Origin of the sequence: Nocardioides sp., assembly GCF_047607185.1 — a bacterium.
Taxonomy (GTDB): domain Bacteria; phylum Actinomycetota; class Actinomycetes; order Propionibacteriales; family Nocardioidaceae; genus Nocardioides.
In genome coordinates this window covers 1-16064 of the sequence record NZ_JASGDQ010000066.1, presented here as the reverse complement: position 1 = coordinate 16064, position 16064 = coordinate 1, and the positions used below count along the sequence as shown (strand labels likewise).

The window sequence follows — 16064 nt, the reverse complement described above, 5'->3', positions numbered from 1 at the left end:
GAGTGAGCGAAGCGAGCGAATAATTCGAGCTAGGGCGCGTCGCTCATGCCTCCACCGAGCGAAGCGAGGTCGCGCATGAGTGAGCTGTTCGACGACGACCCCCGCCAGACCCCGCCGCCGCGGGGGACCTCGAGGCGCACTCGGGCGCTCGTCATCACCGCCGTCATCGTGGTGGTGGCGTTCTTCCTGCTCACCACGTTCGCCGGCCTGTGGACCGACCACCTGTGGTACGACGCGCTCGGCTACGGCGGCGTCTTCAACAAGCTGCTGTGGACCCGGGTCGGGCTCTTCCTCGCCTTCGGCGTCGTCATGGCGGTGGCGGTCGGCCTGGCGATAGCGCTGGCCTACCGCGGCCGACCGTTCATCCTGCCAGGCGGCCACGACAACGGCATGGACCGCTACCGCGAGGCGGTCACCCCGATCCGCACCTACCTGCTGATCGCCGTCTCCGTCATCGCCGGCGTCTTCGCGGGCACCTCGGCCACCGGCCAGTGGCGCACCTTCCTGATGTGGCGCAACGGCAGCGACTTCGGCCAGACGGACCCCTACTTCGGCCGCGACATCGGGTTCTACGTCTTCGACCTGCCCTGGTACCACCTGCTCGTCAACTTCGTGATGGCGCTGGCCGTGGTCGCCCTGCTCGCCAACGTCCTGGTCCACTACCTGTACGGCGGCATCCGGCTGCAGCAGGCCGGCGACCGGGTCTCCCGGCCGGCCCAGGTCCAGCTGTCGGTGCTGCTGGCCGTGTTCGTGCTCGCCAAGGCGGTCGACTACTGGCTCGACCGCTTCGACGTGGTCTACAACGACTCCCCGCTGATCACCGGCCCGGGCTACACCGCCGACCACGCCATCTTGCCCGCGAAGGTCATCCTGGCCGGCATCGCGGTCATCTGCGCGGTGCTCTTCCTGGTCAACATCTGGCGTCGTACCTGGCTGCTTCCCGGCGTCGGGGCCGCGCTGCTGATGGTCTCGGCCATCCTGCTCGGACTGATCTGGCCCGCCATCGTCGAGGGCTTCCAGGTGCGTCCCTCACCCGCCGAGAAGGAGGCGCCCTATGTCGCGAAGAATATCGCCGCGACCCGGGCCGCCTACGGCATCGACGACGACACCGTCACCGTCGAGAACTACACCCAGGACGCGCAGATCACCGATGACCTGGCCACCCAGCTCGACAACGAGGTCAAGTCGGCGCCGCTGGTCGACCCCCAGCTTGTCCACGCGATGTTCGAGGAGAACCAGCAGGTCAAGGGCTACTACACGGTGCCCGAGGTGCTCGACGTCGACCACTACCAGATCGAGGGCCAGGACCGGGCCTTGGTGCTCGGCGTGCGTGAGCTTAACCAGTCCGGGATCGCGGACCGCGACCAGACCTGGACCAACCTGCACACCGTCTACACCCACGGCAGCGGCGTGATCGCCGCCTATGCCAACCAGCGCAATCTCGCCGACGACACCGAGAGCACCGCCATCCAGTGGGCGCAGGGCAGCGGCACCACCCAGGACGACATGGTGGACTACGGCCCCGGCGACTTCGAGCAGCGGGTCTACTTCGGCGAGCAGTCGCCGTCCTACTCCGTCGTCGGTCGCCCCGAGGGCGCCGCGCCGGTGGAGCTCGACCTGGCCGGCTCGGGGGAGAACGAGGGGCGCACGACGTACGACGGCAAGGGCGGCGTCGCCATCGGGTCCACCTGGCGCCAGCTGCTCTACGCGATCAAGTTCGGCTCCTCCAGCTTCCTGCTCTCCGAGCGGGTCAACGAGAACTCGCAGATCCTCTACAACCGCACCCCGCGCGAGCGGGTGGAGAAGGTCGCGCCCTGGCTGACCCTCGACGACGACGCCTACCCGGTGGTGGTCGACGGCCGGATCCTGTGGGTGCTCGACGGCTACACCACGACCGACCGCTATCCCGGCTCCGAGAAGGAGTCGTTCAAGACCATGACCGACGACGTGCAGCAGCAGTCCACCGGGCTGCAGACGCTGCCGACCGACGAGATCAATTACATGCGCAACGCGGTCAAGGCCACCGTGGACGCCTACGACGGCACGGTGACGCTCTACGCCTGGGACGAGGACGACCCGATCCTCAAGGCCTGGTCGAGCGCCTTCCCCGGCACGGTGAAGCCGAAGGCCGACATCCCCGAGGACCTGCTGCCGCACCTGCGCTACCCCGAGGACCTGTTCAAGGTGCAGCGCTACCAGCTGGCGAAGTACCACGTCACCGACCCGCAGGCGTTCATCCAGGGCTCCGACTGGTGGTCTGTGCCGGAGGACCCCAACTCGCCCGACCACCTGCTGCCGCCCTACCGGCTCTTCGTCGACGACCGGGCGAGCAGCGCCGAGGTGTGGTCGATGTCGACCACCTTCGTGCCCCGTCGCCGCAACAACCTCTCGGCGGTGATGACGGTCAACTCTGACCCGACCACGACCGACTACGGCAAGATCACCGTGCTGGAGCGGCCCGACCAGCAGACCCAGGGGCCCGGCCAGGTGGTGACGGTCTTCAAGAGCGACCAGGACATCGCCGCGGCGCTGCTTCCCTATCGCGGGACCAACGCCGGGATCAGGTACGGCAACCTGCTCACCATCCCGACCAGCGACTACGGGCTGATCAACGTCGAGCCGGTCTACGCCCAGCAGGTGGCCGGCTCCTCCTATCCGGTGCTGGCCCTGGTCCTGGTGGCCTACGACGGCCACCTGGGCTACGGCGGCACCCTGTCGGAGGCCCTCTCGGTGGCGGTCGAGAACGCCGAGCAGGGCAGCGGCACCGAGGAGCCGCCGAGCACGGAGCCGCCGACCACCACTCCGCCGACGACGACCCCGCCCACCACCGAGCCGCCCACGACGACCCCGCCGACCGGCACCCTCGACGAGCAGGCGAAGGCGCTGCTGGCCGACGCCGACAGGCTGTTCGCGGCGGCGACCCAGGCCGCCGAGCAGGGCGACTTCGTCAAGCGCGAGCGGCTGCTCAAGAGGGCGCAGCAGAAGATCGAGCAGGCGCTGGCGCTGCTGGGCTAGTGCAGCCGGGCCAGGAAGTCGCGGGTCGCCTGCTGCTGGGGCGCGTCGAAGATCTGCTCCGGTGGCCCGGACTCGACGATGCGGCCCCCGGCCAGGAAGACGATGCGGTCGGCGACCCGGCGGGCGAAGCCCATCTCGTGGGTCGCCATCAGGATCGTCGATTCCGCCTGCTTCAGCTCGCCGACCAGGTCGAGCACCTCGCCGACCAGCACCGGGTCCAGGGCGCTGGTGATCTCGTCGAGGAGCAGCAGCTCCGGTTCCGTCGCCATCGCCCGGACGATGGCGACCCGCTGCTGCTGGCCGCCGGAGAGCCGGTCGGGATAGGCGCGGGCCTTGTCGGCCAGCCCGATCCGGTCCAGCAGCCGCATCCCGTGCTCCTCGGCCTCGCGGCGCGGTGTCCGGCGTACCTTCCGCGCGGCCAGGGTGACATTGTCGAGCACGCTCATGTGCGGGAACAGGTTGTAGTGCTGGAAGACCACCCCGATCCGCGCCCGGACGCCGTCGGCGTCCACCCGTGGGTCGGTGATGTCGTCGCCGGCCAGCAGGATCTGGCCGTCGTCCACCGGCTCGATGAGGTTGATGGTCTTCAGCAGCGTCGACTTGCCCGAGCCGGAGGCGCCGATCAGCACGACCACCTCGTGGTCGGCGACGTCGAGGCTGATGCCGCGCAGGATCGGGGTCGAGCCGAACGACTTCTCGACGTCCCGAACGCTCAGTCGAGGCGTCATACGACGCCCCCGATCTGTTCGCGGCGCTGGGCGCGAGCGGTGAGCCAGTCGGTGAGGCGGATCATCGGCCACGCCAGCAGCACGAAGAGCAGCCCGGCGACGACGTACGGGGTGAAGTTGAAGGTCTTGGAGACCTCGATCTGTGCCGCCCGAATGGCGTCGACCGCACCGAGCACCGAGATCAGGCCGACGTCCTTCTGCATCGAGACGAAGTCGTTCATCAGGGCGGGGGTCACCTTGCGGATCGCCTGCGGCGCGATGACCAGCCGCAGCGTCTTGGTGTGGGAGAGGCCCAGCGAGCGGGCGGCGAGTCGTTGCGAGGGGTGGACCGCCTCGATGCCCGCCCGCAGCACCTCGGCGACATAGGCCGAGTAGGTGATCACCAGCGCGATGGTGCCCCAGATCGCCGGGTTGACCCGGTGGTCGATGAGGTTGAGGCCGGGCACGCCCAGCCCGATGAGGTAGAGCACGATCAGCAGCGGCATCCCACGGAAGATGTCGGTATAGCCGGCCGCCAGATAGCGCACCGGCGCGAAGACCGCACCGCGCAGGGTGCGGGCCACCGCCAGCAGGCTGCCGAAGACGGCGACGCCCAGCGAGGCCACGACCAGCACCCGGACGTTGAGCCAGAGCCCCTCGAGAACGGCCGGCAGCACGTCCCAGCCGTAGCCGACGTCGAAGAACGAGGCCCGGACGTCGTCCCAGCCCGGGCTGTTGACCAGCACCAGCCAGACGACGACCGCGAAGAGGAGCGTGCTGACCAGGCTGACCAGCACGGAGCGGCGCCGCTGCCCGGCTCGGTAGCGGCGCCGCTCGAGCTCCAGCTCGGAGGGCATCGAGGATGACTACTTCAGGACCGGAGCGCCGGCGGCGTCGGTCAGCCAGGTCGCGACCAGCTCGTCGAGGGTCCCGTCGGCCTGCAGCGCGTCGACTGCGGCGCTGACCGGCGCGGTCAGCGCGGAGTCCTTGGGCAGCAGCAGGCCGAACTGGTCGCCGCCCTGGTCCGAGGCCAGCTGGCCGACCACGACGCCGTTGTCGAGTTCGGCGGCGGCCAGGTAGAGCGCCGTCGGCAGGTCGACCGCGAGGACGTCGATCTGGCCGGCGTTGAGCGCCTGGACGGCGTCCTCGGTGCTGTTGAAGACCGCCACCTGTTCGGTGGGCTGGATCAGCTCCTCGGCGGCGTCGAGCGAGGAGGTGCCGACGGAGCCGCCGATGAGCGCGTCCTTCAGGCCGGCCAGGTCGGTGGCGTCGGCACCGGTGTTGCCCTTGATCGAGACCAGCCCGGGAGCGGTCGTGTAATAGGGGGAGGAGAAGTCGACGGCGTTCTTGCGCTCCTCGGTGATGGTGAACTGCTGGATGTTGAAGTCGAAGTCCTTGGGACCCGGCGCCACCGCCGACTCGAAGCTGGTGCGCACCCACTCCACGTCGTCCTTGGCGAAGCCAAGCTTGTCGGCGACGGCATAGGCGACGGCGGCCTCGAAGCCCTCACCGGAGGCCGGGTCGTCGTTCTCCACCCAGGGGGAGTAGGAGGGCTCGCCGGTGGCGATGGTGAGCTTGCCGGGCGTGAGGGTCTCCAGCGTCGTCGACTCACCGGTCGTCGGGGTGCTGCCGCTCTCGGTCGCCTCGGAGCCCGCGTCCGAGCCGCCGCAGGCAGCCAGGGCGAGCAGGGCGACGGTGCTGAGGGTCGCGGCGAGCATACGTGGTGCGCGCATTGGGGTCACTCCTTTGGAAGTACGTAGGGCGACATGGTGGCATTTCCCGCGCGGGGAGATCCGCCCGGTCTCACTCCTCTACGCTCCGCTGTGTGGCGAACTTCTCCGACTGGCAGCTCGGCGTCTACCTCAACGGCCTGATGGGGGAGGTGCCCACGCTCCCGTTCGGCTTCGCCGAGCTCGAGCGACGCGCGGCCGAGACGATGGAGCCGAGGCTCTTCGACTATGTCGCCGGCGGTGCCGGCGACGAGCAGACGCAGAGCGCCAATGTGGCCGAGTTCGCGGCCTACGGGCTGCTGCCCCGGATGCTCTCGGGAGCGGCCCAGCGCGACCTGTCGGTGTCCTTGCTCGGCCTCTCCCTGCCGACGCCGATCCTGATGGCGCCGGTCGGGGTCATCGGGGTGTGCGCTCCCGACGGCCACGGCGACCTGGCCGCCGCTCGGGCAGCGGCCGAGACCGGCGTACCCCTCATCGGGTCGACGCTGATGCAGGACCCGCTCGAGGACGTCGCCGCCGCGCTGGGGGAGACCCCGGGCCTCTTCCAGCTCTACACGCCCGCCGAGCGCGACGTCGCGGAGAGCCTGGTCCATCGCGCCGAGGCCGCCGGCTACCGCGGCATCGTGGTCACCCTCGACACCTGGACCCTCGGCTACCGACCGCGGGACCTGCGGCACGGCATCTTCCCGCAGCTCACCGGCGCCTGCCTGGCCAACTACGCCAGCGACCCGGTGTTCCGCTCGAAGCTCGCCGTGTCGCCGGAGGAGGACCCCAACGCATTCGTCGGTTACTGGGCGCTGACCTTCGGCAACCCCGGCCTGACCTGGGACGACGTCGCCTGGCTGCGCTCGCTGACCCCCCTGCCGCTGGTGCTCAAGGGGATCTGCGCGCCCGACGACGTACGTCGCGCCCGCGATGCCGGCGTCGACGGCATCTACTGCTCCAACCACGGTGGTCGCCAGGCCGCCTCGGCCCCGGCCCTGTCGTTCCTGCCCGGCGTGGTGGAGGCCGCCGGGGACCTACCGGTCATCTTCGACTCCGGCGTTCGCTCCGGCGCCGACATCGTCAAGGCGCTCGCGCTCGGCGCCACCGCGGTCGGCATCGGGCGCCCCTACGCCTACGCCGCCACCCTCGGCGGCACCGACTCGATCGTCCACCTGCTCCGCTGCCTGCTCGCCGAGGTCGACCTGACCATGGGCCTCAACGGCTACGCCGACCTCGCCGCGCTGCGCGACGGCGGGGCCGTCTTCCGGCGCTAGCCCGAGAGCACCTGTCCGGTCGTCACGGAGGGTGCGTTCTCACCTGCCCGGGCGAGGTGTCGCCGTCCCCTGGCCGACAACGCGATCACGACCGATGCGTCGATCGAGTACGACCGGGTGCTGCTCCAGATCGACTTCATCCACGGCGACTACATCCCCGGCATCAGCCCGGTCCCGGTCACCGACCGCGACGTCCTCTTCGAGGTCGCCGAATCCGCCATCGAGGACCTCGTCCGGCACGGCATCGACTCACTGATCGTCGAACTCGTCCTGGACATGCTCTGGGCAGCCCGAGAACTGGATGCGCCTGATGTACGGCGAGACCAGCGGGATGCTCCGCGACGCCCTCGGCGAGCTGCTGCGCCAGCACCGCATCCAGCAACGCATCGGCGGCGCCGGTCTCCACACCGTCCCGCGACTTTGCCGACGACGGAGGAACTCGTCTCGGCCCAACGGTTCGAGATGGTCGACCTCTGGCGCCAAGCCGCCCGAGCCGGTGCCCTCGCAGAACACGACTTCGACGCCGGAGTCGGCTACGGACGCTTGTCCGAAGCCGAATCCATGACCGTGATCCACGACGCCGCCGAGATCACTCGCGCCCTCGTCGGCCTGGACCGGCGCTACTCCAACATCCCGGGCTGGAAGGCGCGGCCGAGGTCTGCGCGGCGTACTCCGGCTACGGAAACCCCGACTACTCCGTCGACCGACGCGGCTGGAAACCACCCGCACGGCTGATTGACGGACCGGGCCTGCCGGGCATCACCGGCGTGCTCCAGGCCCGACACAACCTGCTGCTCCACCTGATCAAGTTCCCCGACGCCCAAAGCCTCCGCGTCGTCCTGGACTCCCAAGGCATCGTCTCCCTCGAAGCCGCGTGCCGCTTCACCGACAGCAACCCCGAGCTTTCAGCCCGGTGGTAGCGGCGTGCCGAGACCTACGGACGTCTCGTCCGTACGACTCGTGATGTCGGCGGGCTCTACGGCAAAGGCGGACTCGCCGCCGGCCAAGGCTCAGTCGCAGCCGCACGGATGCAGAGGCTCTCGGCCGACGGCCTCAGCAGCGCCGGGCAACTTCGACGGCTGGAACGCATCAGCGCCGGTATCGACGAGCGCGTCGCACTTTCGGATCGCCAGTACCTCGCCGATGCGGGCAGAGGTTCCGAGCATGACCTCGATGAGTTGCTCCAACTGTCCGTCCGGCGGTGGGCCGGCGAACCCGGCGCCACGTCGCCAACCTCGTGCGGCCTCGCGGATAACCCCGATCTCCTCCACCGTCAGAGCCTTGGCCTGGGACGGTGGCTTGTGGAGTTTCGCAGTCTCCCGCACGGGGTTCTCGCGAAGTGCGTCGTAGCGGACGGCCAAACCGAACGCGAGACTCAGCACAGTCTTGGCCTGCTTGGCGGTGCTGTAGCTCTTCGACGCTGCCAGTGCTTTCAGGAACCGGTCGACGCGGCCAACGGTGATCTCGCGCAGGGCATAGTGCTCGAACACCGGCAGCACGAGTTGGCGCATGTTGCGCTCGTACAGCGCCCGAGTGCTCTCGGCCAGTTTGTTCGTCAGGTCCATGTCGTCGAGCCACAGGTCGACGAGCTGCTTGAACGAACTGTCCGGGGTGACCTCGTTGTAGTTGGTCCTGCTCGTGCGGTTGCGCTCGGCTGTCCTCTGCGTAGAGCCGACCGCCGAGACCCGGCGGACCTGGCCGTCGTCGTCGCGGTAGCGCGCACGTGCACGGACTTGGCCCGACGGAGTCTTCTCGAAGTGGATCTCACCGAAGGTTCCGATGGGGGTGCGTGGCCGTCCCATGTCAGCTCACCGCCCCTCTGGCGCGCGACCGGTGACGTCCTCCCGCTGCTCCTGGAGCCACTCGTTGACATCGGCGATGAAGTAGCGAAGTTGCCGGCCGACGTGGACCGCACGGGGACCACGACCGGCCAGGCGCCAGTCGTGCAAGGTCCGAGTGGGGACGTTGAGGTACTCGGAGAGTTCCTCGATCGAGATCAGCGGTGCGATACCGCTCAAGGTGGGTGTCATGCCAAGCAGGTGTGCTGGCCGGACCGCGCGAGTCCGCACCGCTCGGGGTGACTCGGTAGCCGATTCGTAGATCAGCCCTCTGAGGGGCTTCTGGACAGGGTTTCTGGACCCTAAGCGGACATGTGATCAAGTCCCACAAACCTTTCAGGCGCGGAACCCGTAGGTTCCGCGCCTGAAATTCGTAGCGGGGACAGGATTTGAACCTGTGACCTCTGGGACCGAACAGATGTTCGACCGTTGCTACTGATCGTCTTCGGTCGGCTTGGGTTGCCACGATCTACACGGAGATCGGCTGGCAGCCGATGAAGCCACTCTACCGGTCGATGGTGGTCGTCTCGGATTGGATCGGGGTCAACTTGCTGGGTTTCCGATGGCCTCAGCGGGTCGCGCCAAGGATCTCCAGTCGCAGGGCTTGCAGGTCATGCACGACAACCGCCTTGCCCAGGCTGACGAAGGTGTCCTCGAACCGGTCAAGCAGCCCGAGAAGGTCACCGATCTCGTCGTCACTCGGCAGGGTGTCATGGGCTGACCGGACCGCGTTGGGGATCGCTGCGGCGGACTGGCCACTGACCTTGACGATCGCGCTTCCCCAAGCGTCGTAGGCCGTGGCGTCGGAGAACACTCCGGAGTCGAGGATCGCCTCGACCGAGGCGGGCAAGCTGTCATACGAAGCATCGTGGGCGGCAGGCAGCGTGTAGCGACCCTTGCCGTTAGCGCGTAGCTGGTCGTAGTAGCGGCCGAAGATCCGGGTGCGGCTGACGAACTTGTGAACCGCCAGCACATGCACGTGTGCCTCGAAGCTCGAGTCCGTGAAGTTCTTGGCACTCTCGATGGTGACCCCGGGTCGCCGGAAGGTGCCTTCGAGGATGACGTGCGGCCGGTGCTCGATCGCCCAGGCGATGGCTTGCTCGACCCAGCGGCCGGAGTCGAGGTCGGTGTAGAACGCGGCAGCTTCGTCATCCTCGGCGAGTAGTCGGTTGTACGCCGGATGGTGGGGCCGGAAGTCGTCACCGATGATGCTGGCCACGGCACCGATGCCATCGGCGGCGATGATCGCGGTCGTGACCGCGCCCTGCGCAACGGACTTGCCGGCTCCGGGTTGGCCACCGAAGAAGTGAACGACCGGACGATCGACACCGGCGACGCCCGCAAACTCGGTCGGCACGATCCGATCAAGGAAGATACGCAGACTCTCGTCGTCGCTCAGCAGGTGAAGCTCGCGGTCGAGACCGCTCTCGCTCACGCGGCGGTGGCGCCAGCTCGCTCGGCGCGGGAGTTGTCCAGCAGGAGCCCAGCGATCTCGATGGCGGCGGCGTTGTTCGGGGCGAGCAGGCGGCGCACGCCGGCGAGGCGGGTGATCGCCTCTAGGTGCGCGCGGCCCTCGGCGGTGTCTTCTCCGAGGTGATCAACGAGTTCAGTGTGGTGGGCGATCTCGATGTTGATGGACTCACGCAGGCCTTCGTACTCGATGCCGCGCATCAGCACGTCTGCGAATGATTCCGCCATGACCGACCTCCAATCTCGTTGCTCCAAGTCTGCCACGGCCGAGGCGGACGTCGTGGGAGCCGCGCGTCGTCCTCTCCGTCGCCGCTGCTCTCGGTCACATCGCGAGACGCCAGCGGGATGACTTCACTGCTGGTTGTCGCTTGTCATTGCCGGTTGTCTTCCACTGTCACCGGTCGTTGCTGGACGCTCGACGCTGCCTGCAACAGGGTGGTTGACATCGCTATCAGTGAGGCGCACCGTCGTTGCATGGGCACCTCCGTCGCCACCGGCTCCCCGGCTCTCGCCAGGGTGAACGGTGCCGCCGAGTCGGCGGAACCGTTGACGGTGGTGAGGACTCCTCACCACCGGGCGGAAGCGGTGCGTTCGGGAACCCGAACGGTGGTGAGGACTCACCACCACCGCGCAAACCCGAAAACCGCGTTTCAGCAAGTCGCGCCGGTGGTGCCGCAGGATCCGGATGTCGGTGCGCTCCTTGAACCAGAGCAGGACCATGACCGCCTGAGCGTGGACACCGGCGGCACGCTGCCAGGGACGCCGGTCGTGGACCCTGCGGTGTTCGCGAAGCCACCGACACACGGTGACCAGGGTCTGGGTGGGGACGTCGAGGCTGGCACGATAGGTGATCACGCGGGGTCCTTGCTGGGGAAGTTGATCTGTCGCAAGAACGACCATTTCCGGTCAGGACCCCGCGGCTCCCGACCGACACGCGCTCGTCACACACGTCACACCAGCAACCCTGGTGAGAAAACCTCAATGTATGTGGGCTGCTCACTGCTCAACTTCCCGCAGGAGGGTCAGAATCTTCACGACCTGGGCTTCGAGGTCGGCGTCGATCTCAGCGAGGGGACGCGGTGGGACGTACTTGTAGAAGTGACGGGTGAACGGGATCTCGTAGCCGACCTTGGTCTTCTTCTCGTCGATCCAGGCGTCGGGGACGTGCGGCAGTACCTCGGTCTTGACGTAGGCGTCGATGCCACCGGCGTAGGTGAAGGGGACGTTCTCGGTGTCGCGCAACTTCGTGTCCGGCTTCGGGCGGCCCTTCGCATCGGTGACCGGCTTGCCGTACTCATCGACCAGGGGGCGCTCGACGGTGATGGTCCAGTAGCCGAAGTCGGCGGCGTCGAAGGTCTTGGAGTGTTCGGTCTCGGCGAGGTCGTCGTACAACTTCAGGACGCGCTCGCGGTCGGCCGCGCCGACCTCTCGACCCTTGGCTCCGAGGTTCTTGCGGAGTTTGGTCCAGAACGACGTAGCGTCGATGAGCTGGACCTTGCCCTTGCGCTCGGGCGCCTTGGTATTGTCGAGAATCCAGATGTAGGTCGCGATGCCGGTGTTGAAGAACATGTTGGTCGGCAGCGCGACGATCGCGTCGACCAGGTCGGACTCCAACAACCAGCGGCGGATCTCGCTCGGGCCTGACCCGGCCGCGCCGTTGAACAGAGGCGAGCCGTTCAGGACGATGCCAGCGCGTCCGCCGCCCTCGTGAGCGGGGCGCATCTTGTTGGCGAGGTGGGTCAGGAACAGCATCTGGCCGTCGGAGACCGGCGGGAGCCCGTGCCCGAACCGGCCGTTCGGCATCGCGGCGGCCTCGGCCTTGACCGACTCTTGTGCGGCCTTCCAGTCCACGCCGTAGGGCGGGTTGGACATGCAGAAGTCGAAGGTGCGTCCGGCGAACTTGTCGTCGATCAGAGTGTCGCCGAGCTGAATGTTGGAGGCGTCCTGGCCCTTGGCGAGCATGTCGGACTTGCAGATGGCGTAGGACTCGTCGTTCAGTTCCTGGCCGTAGAGCGCGAGCCGTGCCTTCGGGTTGCGCTCCAGCAGCCGTTCCTCGGCGACCGAGAGCATGCCGCCGGTTCCTGCGGTGGGGTCATAGATGGAGCGCACCACGCCAGGCTCCAGCAGAGCCGCGTTGTCCTCGGCGAAGAGCAGGTCAACCATGAGCCGGATGGCATCACGCGGCGTGAAGTGATGGGCAGACTCCTCGTTGGAGGTCTCGGCAAACTTGCGGATCAACTCCTCGAACAGGTCACCCATCGCGGCGTTGGGCACGGTGTCGGGGTGGAGGTCGACCTCGGCGAACTTGGAGACGACGATGTAGAGGCGGCCCTTCTCATCAAGGGTGGCGATCTCGTTCTCGAACTTGAACCGCTCGAACACGTCGATGTTGGCGCTGAACCGGCTGATGTAGTCGATCAGGTTCGAGCGCAAGCCCTCGGGATCGGCCAGCAACTTGGCGAAGTCGAACTCGGAGGTGTTGTAGAACTTGCGGCCGGTCTGCTGGCGCACATGCACGTCGAGCGCGCCACCCGTGAACGCCTTGGCCAAGTCACGCACGGTGTCGCGGTCGGGTTCGAGGATGCAGTCGAGGCGGCGCAGGATCGTGAAGGGCAGGATGACGCCGCCGTACTGGTGCGGCTTGTAGACGCCACGGAGTTGGTCGGCGATCGACCACACGAAGTTGCCCAGACTGCTCACGCGGCGCTCACCCCGGCGGCGGCGGACTCGACCTTCATCACAGGCGAAACCCTATCGACGCCTGCCGTCGGAATCGTCTGATACTGCGCCAGTGGCTTCGTGGTCACATGCTGAGACGACTGCACCTCGGGTCTGACTATTGGTTGTCGTTGGCTGTCCACGGTTGTCTCGGACTGTCACCGGACGTCGCGGAATCCCTTGCAGGGCAAGCGATTTGGCGGTTGACGACGGCTCCGATACGACGCACCGTCGATGTATGGGCATCTCCATGACCACTGCTTCCTCGGCTCAGGCCGGGGTGAACGGGTCCGCCGAATCGGCGGCCCCGTTGACGGTGAAGGGTGGTGCCGATTCGGCACCACCGGCGGCGCCCATTTCGGGAATCTCACGGCGGTGCGGACTCCGCACCACCGCGTTCGGGATGAGTCAACGGCGGTGAGGGCTCCTCCCCACCGTGCCGAGAGCTTCGCTCCGGCATCAACGGTGGTGGTGAGTCACCACCACCGCGACTGCTGAGATAGCGAAGCTGCTGGTCAGAACGGTCCCGCCGAATCGGCGGAACCGTTGGTAGTGTCGACCTCGGCTCTCACAAACTTCGGCCGTGGTCGCGCTCTGGGCTGGGCGCCGACGGAGTCAACGGCTCCACGACAGGGCGTGACGACTTGGCCCGGTCCCGCCGCTCACGGATGAGGTGTGCCGCCTCGACCGGCGGCCGAGACTCGATCTCAGCGATGTAGTCCCGGGCCTGGGTTGTCTGCTTCTGCAGCCGTGCGACGCGGGCGGTGACCTGACGCGGCTGGGCGTTACCGAGCACCAGGCCGGACAAGTCGGCGTGATCGGTCAGGTGCTCCTGGTCGAGGTCACGCAGTCGCTGGCGGGCTTGCTCGGCCTGTTGATGTGCCTCGATGACGCGGGCATCACGGTCGGCCATGTCGTTGACGACCGTTTGCGCCCAGGCGACGAGTCCGTTCTCGGTCTGTGGCACGTTGCCCCAACGGTCTTGGACGAGCTGCGCGGCGGCGTCATGTGCAGTGGCAGCTTCGGTCGTGGCGCGCTCGGCTGCGCGTTTGACGAACCGGCCGGGTCGAGTTCGGTTCGCTTCCCACAACCGCGCGCGAGCCGCCAAGAATGTCTCACCGTCGATGGTGGCTTGGGCGACCAACGGGGCGGCGACTTCGTTGCGGATCTCGACCAGTCGGGCATCGGCGGCAGCGACGATCTGCTGCTGGTCTTCGCGTTCGGCCTGGTGCTCGACAGACTGCTGTCGCAGTGCTGCAAGGGCGTCGTCCCATCGGGCTTTCTCCCGTTCGGCCTTCTCTATGAACTTGCGGACGCGGGCGCGCTCGGCGTTGACCAGTTCAACCGGGCCGTGAGCCACGAGTCCGGCGACGGCCTCGCGGGCATCGACGGTTGCGGCGAGCAAGCCTCGGTCGGCGCGGTCACGGGCTATCGCCTCGACGAACTGCTCCCGCGCGTCGCCCACGTCGGTGGCGACGATGTGGAGGGTGTTCTGCGCGCGGCCTCGGGTCATGCCGACGTAGACACCGGCAGCGTCGAGCGCATCGGAGAGCACCGTGTGCGACGCGTCCACAGTGGCTCCTTGTACGCCGTAGGCGGTGACCGCGTAGGCCAGATGCGCGTGCTCGGCCACATACGCGGCGGGCAGCCACACGGTGTGCTCGCGCTTCCGACCACTGTTCGCTTCGATGACGTACAGGTCGCCCATCTTGCTGACGTGTTGGACGGTCCAGGTCTGCCGGTTCGCCACCCCAACCTCGGAGTCGTTGCGGCGGGTCTGGATCACGTCCCCGACGCCGATGGGCAGCCCGTCACTCCCGAACGTCGTGCAGGCGTCATCGACCTCGCCGTGCTGGACGCGGGTCTGGCGGATGAGTTCGTTCAAGCTCCGGGCTTCGTCATTGGTCGCTGCGGTCACCGCATCCCCATCGCGAGCGGTCTCCGCGATCGCGTCGTAGACGTCCTCGTCGCTGTCATACAACCGGATTAGCCCGAACGAGTGGAGCTGGTCGAACAATCCGGCCGGGTTCTCGCCCTGCCGCAGCCGGATAGTGAGGTCGGCGTATGCGGGGTCGGTGAAGCGATGGACTGTTGCCATGTCGAACACCTGCGGGACCAGCGTCGCCGCGATGTCGAGCACGCCACCACGACCTACCGCCGGGAGCTGCGCCCGGTCACCGACCAGCGTAAGGGTCACGCCTGCCCGGTCGGCAACGTCGAGGAGTGCGAGGGCGGTGTCTTGGTCGAGCATCCCCGCCTCATCCACCACGATCCGCTCACCGGCAACGAGCCGAGCCTCTGGTGGTGGGCCCTCGTAGGCCCTGCCCGTGTCGGGGTCAGTCTCGCCGACCGCGAGCCGCGTCCACACGCCGTCGTCATTCCACCGCCAGCCGTGCGCATAGACCAGCGCCGCCACCGAGTCGGCTGGGACGCCGAGCTCGTGGGCGGCGACGTCGGCGGCCTTCTTCGTCGGCGTCACCACCCGTGCTGCGCGGCCCTGTTGCGCTCCTGCCTCGATGGCAACACCCAGCATCGTCGTCTTGCCAGCACCCGCAGCACCCTCCACCACAACCAACGGAGCGGTCGAGGCGACAGCAGCGGCCGCGCGCTCTTGGTCGCCGTCCAGACCACGCACAGCAGCGAGAGCACTCACGTCCAGCACATCCTGCGACGGCATCTCGGCGCGGGCCGTGAGCAAGTCTCGTAGTTCCGTTTCGGCCGCGACCACACGCAACGACGTCAGGTGCGCGACATGCTCAGGCGATGGCGCTCCGGGCGGAAGAACAGACAAGCAATCCTCGACCGCGAGGCGTGTCGTGATCGCCACAAGGTCACGCAACTCCTCGCCAGTGGCGGTGACGCCGTGCTCGGTGATGATCCGGGTGACGTGCTCCTGCACCGTATGCACCGCCCACGCTGATGCACCGGCGGCGCAGCGGTCCAGCGCCCGTGCCGCGAGGTGTTGCGCCGGCAACTCATCGAGCCTCACCGGGTTGCGCCGTGGCGCTCGCGGGTGGTTCGGGGTGTAGCCGGCGTCGGACAGTTCGCGTCGCCAACCGTCCTCACTGCCCAGCGTCGTGGGCTTCTTGTTCGGCCGTTGGTGGTCCCATGCCTTGGCGTGCAACCGGGCACGCACAACAGGACCCTGCTCCTGGCCGGGGCGGGCTTCCTCCCACTCGGCTGTGAACCGCCCTGGGGCTGTCGGAGGGGTGTGTCAGGCGACAGCGGGGTCACTGTAGCCCGGGGATGAGTGGTGTGTCTGCTGGCGGTAGAGGTCCTCGTACTCGGCCGGCGGGATGTCGCCAATCGAGGTGTGAAGACGGTCGT

Annotated in this window: 13 protein-coding genes; 3 read left to right on the top strand and 10 right to left on the bottom strand. The window is 67.8% G+C overall.

Features of this window, described 5'->3' with window-relative positions; all coding sequences use genetic code 11:
* The first annotated feature begins 75 nt into the window (after positions 1 to 75).
* Positions 76 to 3015, top strand: coding sequence for a UPF0182 family protein (locus tag QM595_RS07440; protein WP_415170905.1), 2940 nt, complete (start codon positions 76 to 78; stop codon positions 3013 to 3015).
* Here the strand turns inward: QM595_RS07440 and QM595_RS07435 are convergent.
* From QM595_RS07435 to QM595_RS07425, 3 genes are read right to left on the bottom strand one after another with little or no spacing between them, the layout of a single operon-like run.
* Positions 3012 to 3743, bottom strand: coding sequence for an amino acid ABC transporter ATP-binding protein (locus tag QM595_RS07435; protein ID WP_415170904.1), 732 nt, complete (start codon positions 3741 to 3743; stop codon positions 3012 to 3014). The two genes, QM595_RS07440 and QM595_RS07435, sit on opposite strands and share 4 nt — an antisense overlap.
* A complete protein-coding gene (locus QM595_RS07430) occupies positions 3740 to 4579 on the bottom strand; it encodes an amino acid ABC transporter permease (RefSeq protein ID WP_415170903.1) in 840 nt (279 codons plus the stop codon). The genes QM595_RS07435 and QM595_RS07430 overlap by 4 nt, the downstream gene beginning before the upstream one ends.
* Positions 4580 to 4588: 9 nt before the next feature.
* A complete protein-coding gene (locus tag QM595_RS07425; RefSeq protein WP_415170902.1) occupies positions 4589 to 5455 on the bottom strand; it encodes an ABC transporter substrate-binding protein in 867 nt (288 codons plus the stop codon).
* Positions 5456 to 5547: 92 nt separating this feature from the next.
* Here QM595_RS07425 and QM595_RS07420 point away from each other — a divergent pair, with 92 nt between their 5' ends.
* A complete protein-coding gene (locus QM595_RS07420; RefSeq protein WP_415170901.1) occupies positions 5548 to 6711 on the top strand; it encodes an alpha-hydroxy-acid oxidizing protein in 1164 nt (387 codons plus the stop codon).
* A 117-nt stretch (positions 6712 to 6828) separates the two neighbouring features.
* A complete protein-coding gene (locus QM595_RS07415) occupies positions 6829 to 7446 on the top strand; it encodes a hypothetical protein (protein WP_415170900.1) in 618 nt (205 codons plus the stop codon).
* A gap of 275 nt (positions 7447 to 7721) precedes the next feature.
* On the opposite strand, the gene QM595_RS07410 is transcribed toward QM595_RS07415, so the two are convergent.
* From QM595_RS07410 to QM595_RS07380, 7 genes are all read right to left on the bottom strand, one after another.
* Complete coding sequence (locus QM595_RS07410) at positions 7722 to 8513, bottom strand: tyrosine-type recombinase/integrase (RefSeq protein ID WP_415170899.1); 792 nt, start codon at positions 8511 to 8513, stop codon at positions 7722 to 7724.
* A 6-nt stretch (positions 8514 to 8519) separates the two neighbouring features.
* Positions 8520 to 8741 carry a helix-turn-helix transcriptional regulator gene (locus QM595_RS07405; RefSeq protein WP_415170898.1) on the bottom strand — a complete coding sequence of 74 codons (222 nt, stop codon included), beginning with the start codon at positions 8739 to 8741 and terminating at the stop codon, positions 8520 to 8522.
* 376 nt (positions 8742 to 9117) lie between these two features.
* Positions 9118 to 9984: a zeta toxin family protein gene (locus QM595_RS07400; protein ID WP_415170897.1), complete on the bottom strand. Its 867-nt coding sequence runs from the start codon at positions 9982 to 9984 to the stop codon at positions 9118 to 9120.
* On the bottom strand, positions 9981 to 10226 hold the full coding sequence (locus tag QM595_RS07395; protein ID WP_415170896.1) for a hypothetical protein: 246 nt from the start codon (positions 10224 to 10226) through the stop codon (positions 9981 to 9983). The genes QM595_RS07400 and QM595_RS07395 overlap by 4 nt, the downstream gene beginning before the upstream one ends.
* A gap of 144 nt (positions 10227 to 10370) precedes the next feature.
* The gene (locus QM595_RS07390; RefSeq protein WP_415170895.1) at positions 10371 to 10874 is read right to left on the bottom strand and encodes a hypothetical protein; all 504 of its coding nucleotides are present in this window, start codon (positions 10872 to 10874) and stop codon (positions 10371 to 10373) included.
* A gap of 141 nt (positions 10875 to 11015) precedes the next feature.
* Complete coding sequence (locus QM595_RS07385) at positions 11016 to 12719, bottom strand: type I restriction-modification system subunit M (RefSeq protein ID WP_415170894.1); 1704 nt, start codon at positions 12717 to 12719, stop codon at positions 11016 to 11018.
* A gap of 586 nt (positions 12720 to 13305) precedes the next feature.
* A complete protein-coding gene (locus QM595_RS07380) occupies positions 13306 to 15873 on the bottom strand; it encodes an AAA family ATPase (RefSeq protein ID WP_415170893.1) in 2568 nt (855 codons plus the stop codon).
* Positions 15874 to 16064 lie beyond the last annotated feature (191 nt).